Annotated in this window: 15 protein-coding genes; 6 read left to right on the top strand and 9 right to left on the bottom strand. The window is 60.1% G+C overall.

Annotation, left to right across the window (positions count from 1 at the left end; translation table 11 throughout):
* Positions 1-2: 2 nt before the first annotated feature.
* On the bottom strand, positions 3-3,899 hold the full coding sequence (gene purL / locus JFT91_RS25180; RefSeq protein WP_201234201.1) for a phosphoribosylformylglycinamidine synthase: 3,897 nt from the start codon (positions 3,897-3,899) through the stop codon (positions 3-5).
* Positions 3,900-4,184: 285 nt separating this feature from the next.
* Here purL and mltF point away from each other — a divergent pair, with 285 nt between their 5' ends.
* Positions 4,185-5,645 carry a membrane-bound lytic murein transglycosylase MltF gene (gene mltF / locus JFT91_RS25175; RefSeq protein ID WP_201227849.1) on the top strand — a complete coding sequence of 487 codons (1,461 nt, stop codon included), beginning with the start codon at positions 4,185-4,187 and terminating at the stop codon, positions 5,643-5,645.
* Positions 5,646-5,769: 124 nt separating this feature from the next.
* Here the strand turns inward: mltF and pdxJ are convergent, their stop codons facing one another.
* The 8 genes from pdxJ to lptF all read right to left on the bottom strand — a co-directional run bounded on the left by pdxJ (position 5,770) and on the right by lptF (position 14,217).
* Positions 5,770-6,516 carry a pyridoxine 5'-phosphate synthase gene (gene pdxJ, locus JFT91_RS25170; protein WP_047292711.1) on the bottom strand — a complete coding sequence of 249 codons (747 nt, stop codon included), beginning with the start codon at positions 6,514-6,516 and terminating at the stop codon, positions 5,770-5,772.
* A gap of 48 nt (positions 6,517-6,564) precedes the next feature.
* Entirely contained in the window at positions 6,565-7,254 is a 690-nt protein-coding gene (recO, locus tag JFT91_RS25165) for a DNA repair protein RecO (RefSeq protein ID WP_201234200.1), read from the bottom strand.
* A gap of 190 nt (positions 7,255-7,444) precedes the next feature.
* Positions 7,445-8,347, bottom strand: coding sequence for a GTPase Era (gene era, locus JFT91_RS25160; protein ID WP_016771562.1), 903 nt, complete (start codon positions 8,345-8,347; stop codon positions 7,445-7,447).
* Positions 8,340-9,029, bottom strand: coding sequence for a ribonuclease III (rnc, locus tag JFT91_RS25155; RefSeq protein ID WP_016986099.1), 690 nt, complete (start codon positions 9,027-9,029; stop codon positions 8,340-8,342). The genes era and rnc overlap by 8 nt, the downstream gene beginning before the upstream one ends.
* 180 nt (positions 9,030-9,209) lie before the next feature.
* The gene (gene lepB / locus JFT91_RS25150; RefSeq protein WP_201227851.1) at positions 9,210-10,064 is read right to left on the bottom strand and encodes a signal peptidase I; all 855 of its coding nucleotides are present in this window, start codon (positions 10,062-10,064) and stop codon (positions 9,210-9,212) included.
* Between the two features lie 5 nt (positions 10,065-10,069).
* Positions 10,070-11,869, bottom strand: a complete 1,800-nt coding sequence (gene lepA, locus JFT91_RS25145; protein ID WP_016986097.1) for a translation elongation factor 4 — start codon at positions 11,867-11,869, stop codon at positions 10,070-10,072.
* Between the two features lie 172 nt (positions 11,870-12,041).
* Positions 12,042-13,103, bottom strand: a complete 1,062-nt coding sequence (lptG, locus tag JFT91_RS25140) for an LPS export ABC transporter permease LptG (protein WP_034154799.1) — start codon at positions 13,101-13,103, stop codon at positions 12,042-12,044.
* A complete protein-coding gene (lptF, locus tag JFT91_RS25135) occupies positions 13,096-14,217 on the bottom strand; it encodes an LPS export ABC transporter permease LptF (protein WP_201227852.1) in 1,122 nt (373 codons plus the stop codon). Before lptF ends, lptG begins: the two co-directional genes overlap by 8 nt.
* Before the next feature lie 308 nt (positions 14,218-14,525).
* Here lptF and JFT91_RS25130 point away from each other — a divergent pair, with 308 nt between their 5' ends.
* The 5 genes from JFT91_RS25130 to rlmF all read left to right on the top strand — a co-directional run bounded on the left by JFT91_RS25130 (position 14,526) and on the right by rlmF (position 21,249).
* Entirely contained in the window at positions 14,526-16,016 is a 1,491-nt protein-coding gene (locus JFT91_RS25130) for a leucyl aminopeptidase (RefSeq protein ID WP_201227853.1), read from the top strand.
* 60 nt (positions 16,017-16,076) lie between these two features.
* Positions 16,077-16,505 carry a DNA polymerase III subunit chi gene (locus JFT91_RS25125; RefSeq protein ID WP_201234199.1) on the top strand — a complete coding sequence of 143 codons (429 nt, stop codon included), beginning with the start codon at positions 16,077-16,079 and terminating at the stop codon, positions 16,503-16,505.
* An 8-nt stretch (positions 16,506-16,513) separates the two neighbouring features.
* Positions 16,514-16,909: a DNA polymerase III subunit chi gene (locus tag JFT91_RS25120; RefSeq protein ID WP_201227855.1), complete on the top strand. Its 396-nt coding sequence runs from the start codon at positions 16,514-16,516 to the stop codon at positions 16,907-16,909.
* A 241-nt stretch (positions 16,910-17,150) separates the two neighbouring features.
* Positions 17,151-19,997: a valine--tRNA ligase gene (locus JFT91_RS25115; RefSeq protein ID WP_201234198.1), complete on the top strand. Its 2,847-nt coding sequence runs from the start codon at positions 17,151-17,153 to the stop codon at positions 19,995-19,997.
* Positions 19,998-20,229: 232 nt separating this feature from the next.
* Positions 20,230-21,249, top strand: a complete 1,020-nt coding sequence (gene rlmF / locus JFT91_RS25110; RefSeq protein WP_201227857.1) for a 23S rRNA (adenine(1618)-N(6))-methyltransferase RlmF — start codon at positions 20,230-20,232, stop codon at positions 21,247-21,249.
* The last annotated feature ends 26 nt before the right edge of the window (positions 21,250-21,275 follow it).

The raw sequence follows: 21,275 nt of genomic DNA, 5'->3' as shown, positions 1-21,275 counted from the left end.
CCTTAGTTAACCCAGACGCGCGCATTACGGAACATACGCATCCAGGGTGCGTCCTCGTTCCAGTCTTCCGAACGCCACGAGTTCTGCACCGCACGGAACACACGCTCCGGGTGCGGCATCATGATCGTCACGCGACCATCACGGCTGGTGAGACCGGTAATCCCGCGCGGCGAACCGTTCGGGTTGGCCGGATAACGCTCGGTGACCTTGCCATGGTTGTCGACGAAACGCATCGCCACGCAACCCGACAGATCCGCTTCCAGCAGGGCTTCTTCGCTGGAGAACTCGGCGTGACCTTCACCGTGAGCGATGGCGATCGGCATACGCGAACCGGCCATGCCCTGCAGGAAGATCGAGTTCGATTCCTGGATCTGCACCATCGCCACGCGCGCTTCGAACTGCTCGGAGCGGTTGCGCACGAAGTGCGGCCAGAACTCGCTGCCCGGGATCAGTTCGTGCAGGTTGGACATCATCTGGCAACCGTTGCACACGCCGAGGGTGAAGCTGTCGTTACGCTCGAAGAAACCCTGGAACGCGTCGCGGGCGCGGCTGTTGAACAGTGCCGACTTGGCCCAGCCTTCACCGGCGCCGAGAACGTCGCCGTAGGAGAAACCACCGCACGCCACCAGACCTTTGAACTCGTTCAGGTCGACACGGCCAGCGAGAATGTCGCTCATGTGCACGTCGATCGCGTTGAAACCGGCGCGGTCGAACGCAGCGGCCATTTCCACCTGACCGTTGACGCCCTGCTCACGCAGCACGGCAACCTGTGGGCGGATGCCTTTCTTGATGTAAGGCGCGGCGATGTCCTGGTTGACGTCGTAGCTCAGCTTGACGCTCAGGCCCGGATTGTCTTCTTCCAGCAGCACGTCGAACTCTTGTTCGGCGCAGTCGGCGTTATCACGCAGACGCTGGATCTGGTAGCTGGTTTCAGCCCACTGACGTTGCAGCAGACGACGCTGGCCTTCGAACACGGTGTCACCGTTGAAGGTGATGTTGATCTGGCCATTGTTGATCGGCTGACCGATCACCGACACGCAGTCGCCCAGACCGGCAGCGCTGAACTGCGCGAGGATGTCCGGCGTGGCGTCCTGACGAACCTGGATCACGGCACCCAGTTCTTCGTTGAACAGGATCGCGGCGATGTCGGCAGTGGTTTCTGCCAGACCGTCGAGGTTAAGGCTCAGACCGCAGTGACCGGCGAAGGCCATTTCCACCACGGAGGTCAGCAGACCACCGTCGGAACGGTCGTGGTAAGCCAGCAGGTGACCGTCGGCGTTGAGGCCCTGGATCACCGCGAAGAAGGCTTTCAGGTCTTCGGCGTCATCGACGTCCGGAGCCTGATTGCCGAGCTTGCCGTGGGTCTGTGCAAGGATCGAAGCGCCCATGCGGTTCTGACCGCGACCGAGGTCGATCAGGATCAGGTCCGTGGTGCCTTTGTCCATGCGCAGTTCCGGGGTCAGGGTCTGACGAATGTCAGCCACTGGCGCGAAACCGGTCACGATCAGGGACATTGGCGAGGTCACGGTTTTTTCTTCGCCGTTGTCGCTCCAACGGGTGGCCATGGACATCGAGTCCTTGCCCACCGGAATGGTGATGCCCAGCTCAGGGCACAGTTCCATACCGACCGCTTTCACGGTGTCGTACAGACGCGCGTCTTCGCCCGGGTGGCCGGCAGCCGACATCCAGTTCGCCGACAGTTTGATGTCGGAGATCTTGTTGATGCGCGATGCGGCAATGTTGGTCAGGGTTTCGCCGATGGCCATGCGGCCCGACGCCGGAGCGTCCAGCAGTGCCAGCGGAGTACGCTCGCCCATCGCCATCGCTTCACCGGTGTAAACGTCGAAACTGGTCGCGGTGACGGCAACGTCTGCTACTGGCACCTGCCATGGGCCGACCATCTGGTCACGGGCCACGAGGCCGGTGATGGTGCGGTCGCCGATGGTGATCAGGAAGCTTTTGCTCGCCACGGCCGGGTGATGCAGAACGCGTTCGATGGATTCGCTGATGTCCAGGTTCGACGGATCGAAGTCATCGCCCAGTTCAGCTTCACGCACCACCGAACGGTGCATGCGCGGGGCTTTGCCCAGCAACACTTCCAGTGGCATGTCCACCGGGTTGTTGCCGAAGTGGCTATCCGTGACAGTAAGCTGCGGTTCAGCGGTGGCTTCACCGACTACGGCAAACGGGCAGCGCTCGCGTTCGCAGATCGCCTGGAAGCGCTCGAAGTCTTCAGGGCCGACGGCCAGAACGTAACGTTCCTGGGATTCGTTGGACCAGATTTCGTGCGGGGCCATGCCCGGCTCGTCGTTTGGAATGTTGCGCAGTTCGAAACGGCCACCGCGGTCGCCGTCGTTGACCAGCTCCGGGAAGGCGTTGGACAGACCGCCCGCGCCGACGTCGTGGATGAAGCTGATCGGGTTCTTGTCGCCCAGTTGCCAGCAACGGTCGATGACTTCCTGGCAGCGACGCTCCATTTCAGGGTTTTCACGCTGCACGGAAGCGAAGTCGAGATCCGCCGAGCTGGTGCCGGTGGCCATGGAGGAGGCAGCGCCGCCACCCAGACCAATCAGCATCGCCGGTCCGCCGAGCACGATCAGTTTGGAGCCAACGACGATCTCGCCTTTCTTGACGTGTTCTTCGCGGATGTTGCCCATGCCGCCGGCCAGCATGATCGGCTTGTGGTAACCGCGAACTTCGTCACCGTGCGGGGTAGTGATCGACTGTTCGAAGGTACGGAAGTAGCCAGTCAGGGCCGGACGACCGAATTCGTTGTTGAACGCGGCGCCGCCGAGCGGGCCTTCGATCATAATGTCCAACGCGGTAACGATACGCTCAGGCTTGCCGTACGGCACTTCCCAAGGCTGTTCGAAGCCCGGGATTTGCAGGTTGGACACGGTGAAACCGGTGAGGCCAGCCTTTGGCTTGGCACCACGACCGGTTGCACCTTCGTCACGAATCTCGCCACCGGAACCGGTCGATGCACCCGGGAACGGAGCGATTGCGGTCGGGTGGTTGTGGGTCTCAACCTTCATCAGGATGTGCACCGGCTCCTGCACCGCGCCGTACTGGCGGGTCTCAGGGTTCGGGAAGAAACGGCCGGCAACGTTGCCGACGATCACCGAGGCGTTGTCCTTATAAGCCGACAGAACACCTTCGCTGTGCATCACGTAGGTGTTCTTGATCATGCCGAACAGGCTTTTTTCCTGGTTCTCGCCATCAATATCCCAACTGGCGTTGAAGATCTTGTGGCGGCAATGTTCGGAGTTGGCCTGGGCGAACATCATCAGTTCGATGTCGTGCGGGTTGCGCTTCAAACCGTTGAAGGCGTCGACCAGATAGTCGATCTCGTCTTCGGCCAGGGCCAGGCCCAGTTCGGTGTTGGCCTTTTCCAGCGCGGCACGACCGCCGCCGAGGATGTCGATGGCGGTCAGCGGCTTCGGTTCGGCGTGGCTGAACAGACCGGCAGCCTGTTCGAGGTTGGCCAGAACGATCTGGGTCATGCGGTCATGCAGGACGTCGGCAATCTGCTGGGCTTCGGCTTCGCTGAACTGACCGGCCACATAAAACGCGATGCCGCGCTCCAGACGCTGGATCTTGCTCAGGCCGCAGTTGCGGGCAATGTCGCTGGCCTTGCTCGACCATGGCGAGATGGTGCCGAAACGCGGCAACACCAGAAACAGACGGCCGGTCGGCTCTTGAACCGGAACGCTTGGACCGTACTTCAGAAGGCGCGCAAGCACCTGCTGTTCGTCGCCGGTCAGGACGCCGGTGACTTCGGCGAAGTGAGCGAATTCAGCATACAGGCCACTGACAGCTGGAACCTTCTGGCTCAGTTGCTCAAGGAGTTTGCTGTGGCGAAAGGCAGAAAGGGCAGGAGCGCCGCGCAGGATCAACATCTTCGGGACAGCCTCGGGAAGGGGTGTGCTTTGAGGCCGTGCATTCTAGCCTAAACCGCCCTCAACATCACCCGAAACGCTACGCACGGTTGCACTCGACCACCAATCTGTGTTTCTGCCTTCAGAGTCAGGTAAATCGACCCAATAATGACGTCTTATTTTTACTGTAACAAAAAGCCGCACAGCCCCATTCCCGCAGGGTTTCGCTCGGTTTTGTGATCGCTAGCAGACTCGCCCCGCGCTGTCGAGATATGGCGCCCGCAGCCGTTTGCGTATACTGCGCAAATGTTTTTCCCAACGGCTTTGCGTCCGCGGTACGCCAAATGGCTGATCGCAACCGGACTCTTCCTGGTGCTCGGTGGCTGTGTTGATAAACCCAACACACTCGAGCGCGTAAAGGAGGATGGCGTGCTGCGGGTGATTACCCGAAACAGCCCGGCCACCTACTTCCAGGATCGCAGCGGTGAAACCGGCTTCGAATACGAGCTGGTGAAGCGTTTCGCCGACGATTTGGGTGTGGAACTGAAGATCGAGACCGCCGACAACCTCGATGACCTCTTCGATCAGATCGGCAAACCGAACGGCCCGGTACTGGCCGCCGCAGGTCTGGTCAGCAGCGAGGAGCGCAAGAAGCAGGTGCGGTTCTCCCATTCGTATCTCGAAGTCACCCCGCAGATCATCTACCGCAACGGCCAGTCACGGCCGACCGACGCCGGTGATCTGGTCGGCAAGAAAATAATGGTGCTCAAGGGCAGCACCCACGCCGAACAACTGGCCGAGCTGAAAAAGAAATACCCCGGCATCGAGTACGAAGAGTCCGACGCGGTTGAAGTGGTCGACCTGCTGCGTATGGTCGATGAAGGTCAGATTGACCTGACCCTGGTCGACTCCAACGAAGTGGCAATGAACCAGGTCTACTTCACTAATATCCGCGTGGCCTTCGACCTCGGCGACGCCCGCAGTCAGAGCTGGGCCGTGGCTCAGGGCGAAGACAACAGCCTGCTCAACGAGATCAATGCCTATCTGGACAAGGTGCAGAAAAACGGCACCCTGCAACGCTTGAAGGACCGCTACTACGGCCACGTCGATGTCCTTGGCTACATGGGCGCCACCACCTTCGCCCAGCACCTGCAGCAGCGCTTGCCCAAATACGAACAGCACTTCAAGAACTACGCCAAGAAAGAGAAGGTCGACTGGCGCCTGCTGGCCGCCATCGGTTACCAGGAATCGCTGTGGCAGCCGGCGGTCACGTCCAAGACCGGCGTGCGCGGTTTGATGATGCTGACCCAGAACACCGCGCAGGCGATGGGCGTATCCAACCGTCTGGATCCCAAGCAAAGCATCATGGGCGGGGCCAAGTACCTGGCCTACATGAAGGATCAGCTCGACGACTCAATCAAGGAACCGGACCGCACCTGGTTTGCCCTAGCGGCGTACAACGTCGGCAGCGGCCATCTGGATGACGCACGCAAACTGACGGCCAAGGAAGGCTTGAACCCGGACAAATGGCTGGATGTGAAGAAGATCCTGCCGCGCCTGTCGCAGAAGCAGTGGTACAGCAAGACGCGTTATGGCTATGCCCGAGGCGGCGAGCCGGTGCACTTTGTGGCGAACATTCGCCGTTATTACGACATCCTGACGTGGGTGACGCAGCCGCAGCTTGAGGGCGATCAGGTGGCCGAGGGCAACCTGCATGTGCCCGGCATCGACAAGTCCAAACCGGCGCAAGAACCCGCCCCGCTCTAACAAACACCCCAAAAAATGTGGGAGCGAGCCTGCTCGCGAAGGCGTCGTTTCAGTCGACATCATTGTTGACTGATACACCGCTTTCGCAAGCAGGCTCGCTCCCACAGGTGTTATGCCTCGGCCTTTAACCTTTCAACGCAGCCGCCAGAATCAGGGCTTTCATTTCGGATACAGCCGACTTGAAGCCCACGAACAGCGCATGCGCCACCAGCGCATGGCCGATGTTCAGTTCGTTGATACCCTTGATCGCTGCTACCGCTTCAACGTTGTGATAATGCAGGCCATGACCGGCATTGACGATCAGGCCCTGGGCCAGACCAAACGCCACACCGTCCGCCACACGCTTCAATTCTTCAGCGACTTCAGTCGGCGTCTCGGCATCGGCATAACGCCCGGTGTGCAGCTCGATGGCCGGCGCACCCACGCGCTTCGACGCGGCAATCTGCCGCTCGTCCGCATCAATGAACAGCGACACTTCGCTGCCGATTTTCGACAGACGCTCAACCGCTGCCTTGATGCGCTCTTCCTGCCCCGCGACATCCAGACCACCTTCGGTGGTCAGTTCCTGACGGGTTTCCGGCACCAGGCAGATGTGTGCCGGACGGATGCGCTCGGCGAACGCCATCATTTCTTCGGTGACGCCCATTTCGAAGTTCATGCGGGTTTGCAGCACATCCTTGAGCAGCAGCACGTCGCGCTCCTGAATGTGCCGACGGTCTTCGCGCAGGTGCACGGTGATGCCGTCGGCGCCCGCCTCTTCAGCGTCCAGCGCAGCTTTGACCGGATCCGGATAGCGCGTGCCACGGGCCTGACGCAGGGTGGCGACGTGGTCGATGTTCACGCCAAGAAGAATGCGATTGCTGGTGGTCACGGATGCGCGCTCCTGAAGAAAAAGATTCGGCGCACAGCATACACGGGGCTAGGGCTTGCGAAACAGTTCGCGACTGACGAGGGGACGACCGCCGAGGTGCACGGCAAGTGCCTGGCGCATCAAGCGCTTGGCGGCAGACAGCGCGCCGGGGGCGGTCCAGTCGGCGTCGGCCATGGCCAGTAGTTCGACGCCGTTGAACAGACCGGGTTGCAGCAGAAAGACTCGCTCCAGACCGGCATCCACTTGCAGACGATAGAGACCGTCCTCGGCAATGGGTTCGCCGTGGATATCGGTGTTCAGGGAAAAGCCGTAACCGAGATCGTCCAGCAGCCGCCACTCGAAAGAACGCAGCAACGGCTCCAGCGGGCGGCCTTCAGCCAAGGCCAGCAAAGTGGCGGCGTAGTGATCGAATACACCCGGGTGCGGATCTTCGGCAGGTAGCAAACGGATCAGCAATTCATTCAGATACAGGCCACTGAACAGCGCCTCACCGTTGAGCCACGCCGAAGTGCCGGAACTCTCCATGCGCCCGACATTCTTCAACTCGCCCTTGCCGCGAAACTCCACTTCCAGCGACACAAACGGCCGTGCCAGTGTCCCGGCTTTGCCCCGCGCACTGCGCAATACCGCCCGCAGCCGACCTTGCGGCGTGAGGAAATCCACCAAGGCACTGGTTTCGCGGTAAGCGCGCGAGTGCAGGACGTAGGCGGGTTGGGCGGGAGGCGGGTTTTGCGACATGAGCCGAAAGATCTCTGAAGATCATTATTTGTGGCGAGGGAGCTTGCTCCCGCTGGGTTGCGAAGCAGCCCCAAGTTTAGCGACTTGATTTATCAGGCATACCGAGGCGCCTGATTTTACGACTGCTTCGCAGCCGAGCGGGAGCAAGCTCCCTCGCCACAGAAGCCCGCCCACACCGTGAAAACGTGTATTACAGGTCGCCGTAGCCCAGCGAACGCAGCGCGCGCTCGTCGTCGGACCAGCCGCCCTTCACCTTGACCCACAGGTTGAGCATGATCTTGGAGTCGAACAGCAACTCCATGTCCTTGCGCGCTTCGGTGCCAATGCGTTTGATGCGCTCGCCCTTGTCGCCAATGATGATCTTCTTCTGACCGTCACGTTCAACGAGGATCAAGGCGTGGATGTGCAGGGTTTTGCCCTGCTGCTTGAATTCTTCGATCTCGACGGTGATCTGGTACGGCAGCTCGGCGCCCATCTGGCGCATGATTTTCTCGCGGACCAGTTCGGCGGCGAGGAAACGGCTGCTGCGGTCGGTGATCTGGTCTTCCGGGAAGAAGTGGTCGTTCTCCGGCAGATGATCGGCAATGACCTTTTCCAGCGCTTCGAGGTTATGCCCGTGCTGCGCGGAAATCGGAATGATCTGCGCGTTCGGCAGTTGTTCCTGCAACCAGCTCAGGTGCGGCATCAGCTCGGCTTTGTCTTCGATGCGGTCGGTCTTGTTCAGCGCGACGATCAGCGGGCCGGTGACGTACTGCACGCGTTCCAGCACCATCTGGTCTTCGTCGGTCCACTTGGTGCGGTCGACCACGAAGATCACCACGTCGACGTCTTTCAACGCCGCCGAAGCGGTCTTGTTCATGTAACGGTTCAGGGCCTTTTCGCCACCCTTGTGCATGCCAGGGGTGTCGACGTAGATCGCTTGCACGTCGCCTTCGGTCTTGATCCCGAGCATGTTGTGGCGAGTGGTCTGCGGCTTGCGCGAAGTGATCGCGAGCTTTTGGCCGAGGATGTGGTTCAACAACGTCGACTTGCCGACGTTGGGACGGCCGACGATGGCAACATAGCCACAGCGAGTTGCGTTTGTATCAGTCATTGCCATTCTCCACGCCCAGGGCAATCAGTGCTGCGGCGGCCGCTACCTGTTCGGCAATACGACGGCTCACACCCTGACCTCGGCTTTTTTCATTCAGTAAGACAACTTCGCACTCGACGAAGAAAGTTCGGCAGTGCGGCTCGCCCTGGATATCCACGACTTCGTAGCGTGGCAGATCGCAACCGCGCGATTGCAGATGTTCCTGCAGGCGGGTTTTCGGATCCTTGTTGGTATCGACCAGCGTCAGGCCTTCAAACTCACCGGCCAGCCAAGCGAGGACACGCTCGCGCGCCATATCCATGCCGGCGTCGAGGTAGATTGCACCGATCAATGCTTCGAGGGCGTCAGCCAGAATCGATTCGCGACGGAAGCCGCCGCTCTTCAACTCACCGGAACCCAGACGCAGGTAATCACCGAGATCAAAACCGCGAGCCAGTACGGCCAGCGTCTCACCTTTTACCAGCCGCGCGCGCAAACGCGACAGCTGGCCTTCGCGGGCCAGCGGGAAGCGATCGAACAGCGCCTCGCCAGCGACGAAGTTGAGGATGGCATCGCCAAGGAATTCCAGGCGTTCATTGTTGCGCCCGGCAAAACTGCGGTGCGTGAGGGCCAGCAGCATCAGCTCCTGATCCTTGAAGGTGTAACCGAGCTGGCGCTCGAGACGGCTAAGAGAAACGCTCACGGTTTACCCACGCTGAGTTCGTGGCTGGATTCCACTGCCATCGCCGGGATACGGCGCAGGCCTGGGACAATTAACGCTGTGTTCAAAAATTAAATCCTGGCTGTTAGCTGCACGCCGCGAAGCCGATTGTGTCGACTCCAGAAATGCATTCGGCGCTGTGTTCAACAGCGCCGTGTGTGATTACTTGATCAGGCCAACCCGCGAGAAATTCGGCAGGTGACTGAGTTTCGGTTCCGGCCAGCTCATCCAGACCGCGAAGGCCTTGCCGACGATATTCTGGTCGGGAACCATGCCCAGCAGATCCTTGGGAATGTTCGGATCATCCCAGTAGCGACTGTCGTTCGAGTTGTCGCGGTTGTCGCCCATCATGAAATAGTGCCCGGCCGGTACGGTCCACGTATGGTCCGGAGTGGCGCGGTAGCGGCTCATTTCCTTGCGGATAAGGTGCTCGGCTTCGCCGAGTTTTTCCTTGTAGAGCTCAGCGCTGCCGAGGGTGCCCGGCTCGGAGCCGACCAGTTGCTCGGCAATCGACTCGCCATTGACGAACAGACGCTTGTCAGCGGTGTAACGCACGGTGTCGCCCGGCAGGCCGACTACACGCTTGATGTAGTTGACGTTGGGGTCGCTCGGGTAGCGGAACACCATGACATCGCCACGCTGCGGGTCACCGACTTCGATGATTTTCTTGTCGATCACCGGCAGGCGGATCCCGTAAGAAAACTTGCTCACCAGAATGAAGTCGCCAACGTCCAGAGTCGGCTTCATCGAACCGGACGGAATCTGGAACGGCTCCACGAGGAACGAACGCAGCACCAGAACGATGAACAACACCGGAAAGAACGACTTGCCGTATTCAACCAGCAGCGGCTCTTTGTTCAGTTTCTCGACCACCACGACATCGGGTTGGCTGACACTGCCTTGATAAGAGGCAATAGCAGCACGCCGACGCGGCGCCAGGAACAACAGATCGAGCAACGCCAACAGGCCGCAGACGAACACGGCGATGACCAGCAACAGCGGGAAATTTAGTGACATAGGACCTAACTATCCAACCTGAGCACTGCAAGGAAGGCTTCTTGTGGAATTTCCACGTTGCCGACTTGCTTCATGCGTTTTTTACCGGCCTTTTGCTTCTCGAGCAGTTTCTTCTTACGGCTGACGTCACCACCGTAGCATTTGGCCAATACGTTCTTTCTGAGTGCCTTGACGGTTGTCCGTGCAACGATCTGACCACCAATGGCAGCCTGGATAGCCACGTCGAACATCTGACGAGGAATCAGTTCTTTCATCTTCTCGGTCAACTGGCGACCTTTGTAGTGCGAGTTGTCACGGTGCACGATCAATGCGAGAGCATCGACCTTGTCGCCGTTGATCAGCACGTCCAGTTTCACCAGATTAGCCGATTGGTAACGATCGAAGTGGTAGTCCAGCGAAGCATAGCCACGGCTGGTGGATTTGAGGCGGTCGAAGAAATCGAGGACCACTTCGTTCATCGGCAAGTCGTAAGTGACCTGCACCTGATTGCCGAGGAACAGCATGTCGACTTGAACGCCGCGCTTCTCGATGCACAGGGTGATGACGTTGCCCAGGTGCTCCTGAGGCACAAGGATATTGGCACGCACGATTGGCTCGCGCATGTCCTCGATCGACGACACATCTGGAAGCTTCGACGGGTTGTCGACGTAAATCGTTTCACCGGTTTTCAGCACCAGCTCGAAGATTACCGTCGGCGCCGTGGTGATCAGGTCCAGATCGTACTCGCGCTCGAGACGCTCCTGGATGATTTCCATGTGCAGCATGCCGAGGAAGCCGCAACGGAAGCCGAAGCCCAGTGCGTCGGAGCTTTCCGGGGTGTATTGCAGCGACGAGTCGTTGAGGGTCAGTTTCTGCAGCGCTTCGCGGAAATCCTCGAAGTCGTCGGAGCTGACCGGAAACAGACCGGCGTAAACCTGTGGCTGGATGCGTTTGAAGCCTGGCAGCACTTCAACGTCCGGTGTCGAGCTCAGGGTCAGGGTGTCACCGACCGGTGCACCGTGAATGTCCTTGATGCTGGCGATGATGAAGCCCACTTCGCCGGCCTTGAGGTCAGCGGTCGCGGTGTGCTTCGGATTGAACACGCCAACGCTGTCGACCAGGTGGATCTTGCCGGTGGACTTGACGAGGATCTTGTCGCCCTTCTTCACGCGGCCATGACGCACGCGCACCAGAGAGACAACGCCCAGGTAGTTGTCGAACCAGGAATCGATGATCAACGCTTGCAGCGGATCTTCGATGTTGCCGGTCGGCGCAGGAATGGTGTGCACCAGACGCTCGAGCACTTCGTCGACACCCAGGCCGGTTTTGGCGCTGCAAGTGACGGCGTCGGTGGCGTCGATGCCGATGATCTTCTCGATCTCGTCCTTGACGCGATCGGGATCGGCCTGCGGCAGGTCGATCTTGTTCAGTACCGGCATGACCTCGAGGCCTTGCTCGATGGCGGTGTAGCAGTTGGCCACGGACTGGGCTTCAACACCCTGACCGGCATCGACCACCAGCAAAGCACCTTCACACGCGGCCAGGGAACGGCTGACTTCGTAGGTGAAGTCGACGTGGCCCGGGGTGTCAATGAAGTTCAGCTGATACTTGATGCCATCTTTGGCAGTGTAATAAAGGGTGACGCTGTGGGCCTTGATGGTGATCCCGCGTTCACGCTCCAGATCCATGGAATCCAGTACCTGGGCTTCCATTTCACGCTCGGCCAGGCCGCCGCACATCTGGATGAAGCGATCGGCCAGCGTCGACTTGCCATGGTCAATGTGGGCGATGATGGAGAAATTGCGGATATGACTCAAATCACTCACGGATCAACACTCAAAAAGGCTGCAGGCATAGCCCGCCGAAAAATAGCCGGGAATTGTACCTGATACACGGCGCAAGCGTCACGTTCGCCTGTCACCCGGATTGCATGCAAAAACGCCCCGATCTGTCGACCGAGGCGTTTTCAGGGTTAAACGAGGGATGAAAGCTTGTTCATCAACCGGCTCGTCTGAGCAGCCAGACACCCGCCAACGCACAGACTCCCGCCGGCACCAGCACTGCGAACAGGGGCGAGAAACCGAACACCAGGCTCGATGGACCGAGCAAATCCTGCACGATGCGGAAGGTGAAGCCCACCAGCACGCCGGTAAATACGCGTTGGCCCAAGGTCACCGAACGCAGCGGGCCGAAGATGAAAGAAATCGCCATCAACACCAACGCGGCAGTGACCAGCGGCTGCAACACCTTGACCCAAAATGCCAGCCAGTAGCGGCCGTTGCTCAGGCCCTGCTCCGACAGATAGTGGATGTAGCCCCACAAACCACTGATCGACAGCGACTCCGGCGCCATGACCACGGTGCTCAGCAGTTGCGGGCTCAAGGCCACGTCCCACTGCTCGCTCGGGGTATTGACGACTTCAGTGCTGCGCTCATGAAACAGCGTGGTGGCGACGTCGGTAAGCTGCCATTTGGTGCCGTCGAATTCAGCCTTTTTGGCGAAACTCGAACTCAACAGATGGCGCTCCTTGTCGAAGTGATAGCGGGTCACGCCATACAACAGACCGTTCGGCTGAACGGCGTTGATGTGGATGAACTCCTCACCCTGACGGTGCCACATACCGTGCTTGGCACTTTGTGCGTCGCCGCTGCCCTGGGCCAGCGAGCGATTGGCCTGAGCCATGCTTTCGGTGGCCGGCGCAACGTATTCGCCGATCAGCACGCCGGCCAGCATCAGCACCAGCATCGGTTTCATCACCGCCCAGACGATACGACCGATCGACACGCCAGCGGCGCGCATTACGGTCAGTTCACTGCTGCTGGCCAGGCTGCCGAGGCCGATCAGACAGCCGATCAACGCCGCCATCGGCAACATTTCGTAGAGTCGGCGCGGCGCGGTGAGTAATACAAAGCTCAGCACATCAACCAGCGTGTAGGTATCGCTGACGTCGCCCATCTCATCGATGAAGGCAAACAGCGTCGCCAGACCGAGGATGATCGCCAGCACGGCGATGATCGCCATGAACACGCTGCTGCCAATGTAGCGGTCGAGTTTAACCACGGGCCACCTCCAGCGCAGCGGCACGACGACTGGCCATTTTCAAGCGCAGCGGCTCCCAGTACAGCAGGCCGAGACCGATAAACAGGAAGATCGCGTGCACCCACCACAAGCCGAGGGCCGGCGGGATCTTGCCCTTTTCGAGGGCGCCGCGGGCGGCAATCAGGATGGTCAGGTAAGCCATATAAAGAAGAATCGCCGGCAGCAGCTTGAGGAAACGCCCCTGGCGCGGGTTCACGCGCGACAGCGGCACCGCCATCAGGGTCACGATAAAGACCAGCAGCGGCAGGGACAAACGCCATTGCAGTTCGGTTCTGGAGCGAATGTCATCGCTGCTCAGCAGGGTTGATGTAGGCATGGCGTCGCGGTCTGTGACCTCTTCGCTGACGTCCGGCTTGGGCAACTGCACGCCATACGTCTCGTAATGAATCGCCCGATAATCAGCCTGGCCGGGGCTGCCGTCGTAACGGTAGCCGTTGTCGAGAATCAGGTAACGGTTGCCATCCGGGCGCACTTCCTGACGACCCTTCTCGGCCACCAGCACGGAAATCCCGCGATCCTTCTGATCGGCACCGAGGTTTTTCTGCGAGATGAATACGCTGCCAAGGTTGATGCGATCGTCGCTCAGAGTTTCGGTGTAGGTCACCCGAGTACCGTCGCGCAGCGCCTGAAAACGACCCGGTTCGAGGGTGTCGAATTCGGTCAGCGCGTCCTGTTTGTTCAGCAGCAGCTGGAACTGGTTGGCACCTTGCGGGGCCAGGCCGAGGCTCAGCCATGCCACCACCAACGCCACCAGCGTCGCTGGAAACAGGGTCATGCGAAACAGTTTCTGCTGGCTCATGCCGGTGGCCGAGAGCACGGTCATTTCGCTTTCGAGGTACAGGCGACCGTAAGCCAGCAGGATCCCGAGGAACAGGCCCAGCGGCAGAATCAGTTGCAGGAAACCCGGCAGGCGATAGCCCATGATCAGGAACAGCGAGCCCGGATCGAGCTGGCCGGCAGCGGCCTGAGCGAGGTATTTGATGAAGCGACCGCTCATGATGATGACCAACAGCACGGCACTCACGGCGCTGAGGGTCAACAGGACTTCGCGGGACAGATAACGGAAGACGATCAAACCAGACACTCCAGGGTTGTCAGGCTAAGGCGGCCAAACAAGCAAACACATCGACCGGCCCGCAACGCAGAGCCGTCGAAAAAAGATGCGGCATTATCCTGTGATTGAGGGCGCCTGTCACTGCGCACACTCATCTGCGTATGCAAACCGTTGAAGTTAGTCCAACCGAGGGTTGTCAGGCGCGGGGAGCGAGGTTCAAACTGCGGCCCTTGTCGCAGGCTTTGGCCTGCGCCTCTTCTATCTATAAGCAGGCGACTGCGAACACCGTCGAACGCCTGCGTGTTGACCATTCATTCAGGGATCCGGACATGGAACTGGTTGTAAAAAGCGTTAGCCCAGAAACGTTGAAAACCGCCACCCTGGTGGTTGCCGTCGGCGAAGGCCGCAAGCTCGGCGTCGCTGCCAAACAGCTCGACGAACTGAGCGGTGGCGCGATCAGCGCCGTACTCAAGCGTGGCGATCTGGCCGGCAAGGTCGGCCAAAGCCTGCTGCTGCACAGCCTGCCGAACCTCAAAGCCGAGCGCGTGCTGCTGGTCGGCGTGGGCAAAGATGAAGAATTGGGCGACCGTCCGTTCCGCAAAATCGTTGCCGCCATCCTTAATACCCTGAAAGGCTTGAACGGCAGCGACGCTGTGCTGGCGCTGGATGAAATTATTGTCAAAAACCGCGACAGCTACGGCAAAACCCGTCTGCTGGCGGAAACCCTGGTGGATGGCGAATACACCTTCGACCAGTTCAAGAGCCAGAAAGCCGAACCGCGCGCGCTGAAGAAAATCACCCTGCTGACCATCAAGGCCGCGCAAGCCGAAGTGCAACGCGCCGTGGCCCACGCCACTGCAATCGCCAATGGCATGGCTTTCACTCGCACCCTGGGCAACCTGCCGCCGAACATCTGCCACCCGACCTACCTCGGCGAACAAGCCAAGGATCTGGGCAAAGAGTTCAAGGATCTGAAAGTCGAAGTCCTCGACGAGAAGAAGATCAAATCCTTGGGCATGGGCTCGTTCTACGCCGTCGGTCAGGGCAGCGCTCAACCGCCACGCCTGATCGTCATGCAATACAACGGTGGTAAAAAATCCGAGAAGCCATACGCACTGGTTGGTAAAGGCATCACCTTCGACACCGGCGGCATCAGCCTGAAACCGGGCGCCGGCATGGACGAGATGAAGTACGACATGGGTGGCGCAGCCTCCGTGTTCGGTACTCTGCGTGCGGTGCTTGAGCTGAAACTGCCGATCAACCTGGTGTGCATCCTCGCCTGCGCGGAAAACATGCCGAGCGGCAACGCGACTCGCCCGGGCGACATCGTCACCACCATGAGCGGCCAGACCGTGGAAATCCTCAACACCGACGCCGAAGGCCGTCTGGTGCTGTGCGACGCCCTCACGTACTCCGAGCGCTTCAAGCCACAAGCGGTGATCGACATCGCCACCCTGACCGGCGCTTGCGTCGTCGCGCTGGGCGCACACACCTCGGGCCTGCTGGGCAACAATGACGAACTGATCGGCCAACTGCTCAGCGCCGGCAAGGCTGCCGATGACCGTGCCTGGCAACTGCCGCTGTTCGATGAGTACCAGGAGCAACTGGACAGCCCGTTCGCCGACATCGCCAACATCGGTGGGCCGAAAGCCGGCACCATCACCGCCGCGTGCTTCCTGTCTCGCTTCACCAAGAACCTTAATTGGGCGCACCTGGACATCGCCGGCACCGCATGGACCAGCGGTGGCAAGGACAAGGGTGCCACTGGCCGCCCGGTTCCGCTGCTGACCCAGTACCTGCTCGATCGCGCCAAAGCCTGAACCCGCTGATGGGCGGTGGCGTCACTTTCGGGTGATGCCGCTTGCCGCTCTGGAACCGCAATGACCAAAGTCGACTTCTATATCCTGCCCAGCGCCGATCCTTCGGCACGCCTGGACTTCGCCTGCAAGCTCACCGAAAAAGCCTGGCGCATGGGCCACCGCATCTACCTGCATTGCAGCGATGCGGCCCAGCGTGACGATCTTGATGCGCGTCTATGGGCATTCAAGGGCGAAAGCTTCGTGCCCCACGGCCCCGCCGACCGTGAACCGGATGGCTTGATTGTTCTGGGGTTGGGCGATGACTGCGGTCAGCATCAGGATTTACTGGTCAACCTCGACCTTAAAGTGCCGGCCTTCGCCAACAAATTCGCCCGCATAGCGGAAGTAGTGGTCGAAGATCCGACGATTCGGGCAGCCGCGCGGGAGAGTTTCCGTTTCTACCGCGAACAGGGCTATCCTCTGCAAGATCACCGTTTACAGCGACTCTGAGCACTCCAATGGACACTCCGAAACCGCAGCAAAAGCCGACACACCTGCTGGACGATCTCGAATCGATCCGTCAGTTGCTCGGCGACGACAACCTGCAACCACCCCTGCTGACCGATACGGTCGAAGATGGCGAACAGGAACAGATTCCGATGTTGTTCGACGCGGTCGGCTCCGAGCCGCCAGCCGTCGAGCCGCCTCCGGCTCCCGCCCCGAAGCCCGCTGCGCAACCTGCCGCGCCTGTGGATAAAGGCCCGGACGCCCTGCTCCACCTCGACAGCGAACTGCGCGCCGCCGCGCAATTGATCATGCAAGACGTGATCGATGACTTCGCCCCGCACATCGAAACCGAGATCAAACGCCGCCTCGACGCGCGCCTGGAACGCCTGCTCAGCCAATACGAATAACCCGGCTGGATCCCCTGTGGCGAGGGGATTTATCCCCGTTCGGCTGCGCAGCAGTCGTCAATCCTGTAATTGCGCAGCGTGATTGAAATCTTGGGGCCGCTGCGCGGCCCAACGGGGATGAATCCCCTCGCCACAAAGGCTCACCCTGACATTAGAGTCCCTGCCCCGCTCGCCCTGCGCCCCATGCCCCGCTATACTTCCCGGCTTTTCCTGAATAAATGCCAATAGGGTCCCGCCGCGCATGGATAAGACCTACCAGCCGCACGCCATTGAAACTTCCTGGTACAACACCTGGGAGTCCGAGAACTATTTCGCACCGCAAGGCGCGGGCGATTCCTACACCATCATGATCCCGCCGCCGAACGTCACCGGCAGCCTGCACATGGGGCACGGTTTCAACAACGCGATCATGGACGCCCTGATCCGTTTCCGCCGCATGCAGGGTCGCAACACCCTGTGGCAGCCGGGCACCGACCACGCCGGTATCGCCACGCAGATGCTGGTCGAGCGTCAACTCGAAGCCCAAGGCCAGAATCGCCATGATCTGGGCCGCGAAAAATTCCTCGAGAAAATCTGGGAATGGAAGGATCAGTCCGGCGGCAACATCAGCCGTCAGATTCGCCGCCTCGGCTCGTCCGTAGACTGGAGCCGCGAGCGCTTCACCATGGATGACGGTCTGTCGGAAGCGGTAAAAGAAGCGTTCGTGCGCCTGCACGAAGACGGTCTGATCTATCGCGGCAAGCGTCTGGTCAACTGGGATACCAAACTGCACACAGCGATCTCCGACCTCGAAGTGGAAAACCACGACGAGAAAGGTTTCCTGTGGAACCTGAAGTACCCGCTGGCTGACGGCGCGAAAACCGCTGAAGGCAACGATTTCCTGATCGTCGCGACCACCCGTCCGGAAACTATGCTCGGCGACTCCGCTGTGGCTGTTAACCCGAACGATGAGCGCTACAAAGCCCTGATCGGCAAGTTTGTCGAGCTGCCGCTGGTCGGCCGCCGCATCCCGATCATTGCCGACGATTACTGCGATCCTGAATTCGGCACCGGTTGCGTAAAAATCACCCCGGCCCACGATTTCAACGACTACGAAGTCGGCAAGCGCCACAACTTGCCGCTGCTGAACATCTTCGACAAGAACGCCAACGTGCTGCCGGCTGCTCAGGTGTTCAACCTCGACGGTACGCTGAACGACAGCATCGACGGCGCGATTCCGGCTGAGTACGCAGGTCTTGAGCGTTTCGAAGCGCGTAAGCAGATTGTGGCCGCGTTCGACGCCGCCGGCCTGTTGGTCAGCGTTGACGATCACAACCTGAAAGTGCCGAAAGGCGATCGCTCCGGCACCGTGATCGAGCCGTGGCTGACTGACCAGTGGTACGTGTCGACCAAACCGCTGGCCGAACCTGCGATTGCTGCCGTTGAAGATGGCCGCATCCAGTTCGTGCCGAAACAGTACGAAAACATGTACTTCTCGTGGATGCGCGACATCCAGGACTGGTGCATCAGCCGTCAGCTGTGGTGGGGCCACCGGATTCCGGCCTGGTACGACGAGTCGGGCAAGGTCTACGTCGGCCGCGACGAAGCCGAAGTGCGCGCCAAGCACAACCTCGGCCCGGACATTGCGCTGCAACAGGACAACGACGTTCTCGACACCTGGTTCAGTTCGGGTCTGTGGACCTTCTCTACCCTCGGCTGGCCGGAAAAAACCGAATTCCTGAAGAAATTCCACTCCACCGACGTGCTGGTGACGGGTTTCGACATCATCTTCTTCTGGGTTGCCCGGATGATCATGCTGACGATGCACCTGATCAAGAACGAGGACGGCACGCCGCAGGTTCCGTTCAAGACCGTGTATGTGCACGGTCTGGTGCGTGATGGCCAAGGCCAGAAGATGTCCAAGTCCAAGGGCAACGTCCTTGACCCGCTGGACATCATCGACGGTATCGAGCTGGAAGAACTGGTGCAGAAACGCACCTCCGGCATGATGCAGCCGAAACTGGCGAAGAAGATCGAAAAGCAGACCCGCGACGAGTTCGCCGACGGCATCGCGAGCTACGGCACCGACGCCCTGCGCTTCACTTTCTGCTCGCTGGCCTCGACCGGTCGCGACATCAAGTTCGACATGGGTCGCGTCGAAGGCTATCGCAACTTCTGCAACAAGATCTGGAACGCCGCGCGTTATGTTCTGGACAAGGGCGAAGACTGCGGTCAGAACGGCGAAGCCTACGAGCTGTCGCTGGCAGACCGCTGGATCATCTCGCAACTGCAACGCACCGAAGCAGAAGTGACCCGTCAACTCGATCAGTTCCGTTTCGACCTCGCCGCCCAAGCGCTGTACGAGTTCATCTGGAACCAGTACTGCGACTGGTACCTGGAACTGTCCAAGCCAGTGCTGTGGGACGAGAACGCGCCGGTTGAGCGTCAGCGCGGCACCCGCCGCACGCTGGTTCGCGTACTGGAAGTGGCGCTGCGTCTGGCGCACCCGTTCATGCCGTTCATCACTGAAGAAATCTGGCAGCGCATCGCGCCGCTGGCTGGCATTCAGGGCAAGACGATCATGCTGCAACCGTGGCCAGTGGCCAATGAACAGCGCATCGATCCGGCCGCCGAAAACGACATCGAATGGCTCAAGGAACTGATGCTCGGCACGCGTAACATCCGTGGCGAAATGAACATCGGCCCGGGCAAACCACTGCCGATCTACCTGAAGAACGTCAGCGCGGAAGACCAGCGTCGTTTGACCGAGAACGAGGCGCTGCTGAAGAAGCTGGCGCGTCTGGAATCGATCACCGTTCTGGCGGCAGGCGAAGAAGCACCGCTGTCCGCGACTGCGCTGGTTGGCGAGATGGAAGTGCTGGTGCCAATGGCCGGTCTGATCGACAAGGGCGCGGAACTGGCGCGTCTGGACAAGGAAATCCTGCGTCTGCAGGGCGAAGTCCAGCGTGTTGGCGGCAAACTGTCCAACGCCGGTTTCGTTGACAAGGCCCCGGCCGAAGTCATCGAGAAGGAGCGCGCCAAACTGGCCGAGGCAGAACAAGCCTTGGGCAAGCTGGCCGAGCAACACGCGCGGATTTCCAGCCTGTAACGGCAAACCGCAATGAAAGAGGGAGGCCCTGGTGGCCTCCCTTTTTTATTCCAGATCACCGCAAATCCCCTGTGGGAGCGAGCCTGCTCGCGAAAGCGGTGGATCAGTCAGCTAATTTTTTGACTGACAATCCGTCTTCGCGAGCAGGCTCGCTCCCACAGTTTCAACGGCGTTGCCCTTAGATGTGGGACAATACCCGCCACTTTCAGCCATACCCGAATCGACCACGCCCATGAACGCCCCCCGCACACCCAAACCTGCGCGCAAGAAGCCTGACACCGCGACCCCGGCCAAAGCCGTTGAGCCGCGTGAGAAGGCCAGCCTGCATCCGCGCAATCGCCATCAGGGTCGTTACGACTTCCCGGCGCTGATCAAAACCACGCCGGAACTGGCGAAGTTCGTGATCACCAACCCGTACGGCAAGGAAAGCATCGACTTCGCCAGCCCCGATGCGGTGCGCGTGTTCAACCGGGCGCTGCTCAAGTCGTTTTATGGCATCCAGCATTGGGACATTCCGGCCGATTATCTCTGCCCACCGGTCCCGGGGCGTGCCGATTACGTGCATTTCCTCGCTGACCTGCTGGCCAGCATGAACGACGGCAAGGTGCCGCGTGGAGCAATCGTCAACGTGCTGGACATCGGCATGGGCGCCAACTGCGTTTATCCGCTGATCGGTAACAGCGAATACCGCTGGCACTTCCTCGGCTCGGAGATTGACCCGACGGCCGTGGCTGCCGCCCGAGCCATCGTCCAGTCCAACGACCTGAACAAGGTCATCCAGCTGCGCCAGCAGGAAAACCGCAAGCACATCCTCATCGGCTTGCTGGAACCGGGCGAGCGCTTCGACCTGACCATGTGCAACCCGCCCTTCCACGCTTCGATGGACGAAGCGACCAAGGGCAGCGAGCGTAAATGGCGAGCCTTGGGCCGCGCCGATCCGAAACGCAAACTGCCGGTGCTGAACTTCGGTGGCCAGTCGGCTGAATTGTGGTGTGAAGGTGGCGAAGCACGCTTCGTGACACAACTGATCGCCGAGAGCGCGAACTTCCAGCACAAGGTATTGTGGTTCAGCACGCTGGTGTCAAAAGCGTCGAACCTGCCAGCCATCGAAACCGCCCTGAAAAAGGCCGGCGTGCTGGAAAGCCAGGTCGTGGAGATGTCGCAAGGTCAGAAGCAAAGCCGTTTCGTCGCCTGGACCTTCCAGACCAAGTCTGAACAGCAGATCTGGCGCCGCGAGCGCTGGACCCGCTAACGCAGCGCAGCCCATGTGGGAGCGAG

Origin of the sequence: Pseudomonas sp. TH08 (assembly GCF_016651275.1) — a bacterium.
GTDB lineage: Bacteria > Pseudomonadota > Gammaproteobacteria > Pseudomonadales > Pseudomonadaceae > Aquipseudomonas.
Note: the sequence above shows the minus strand (reverse complement) of the source record. Positions and strands in the feature narration are given on the sequence as shown.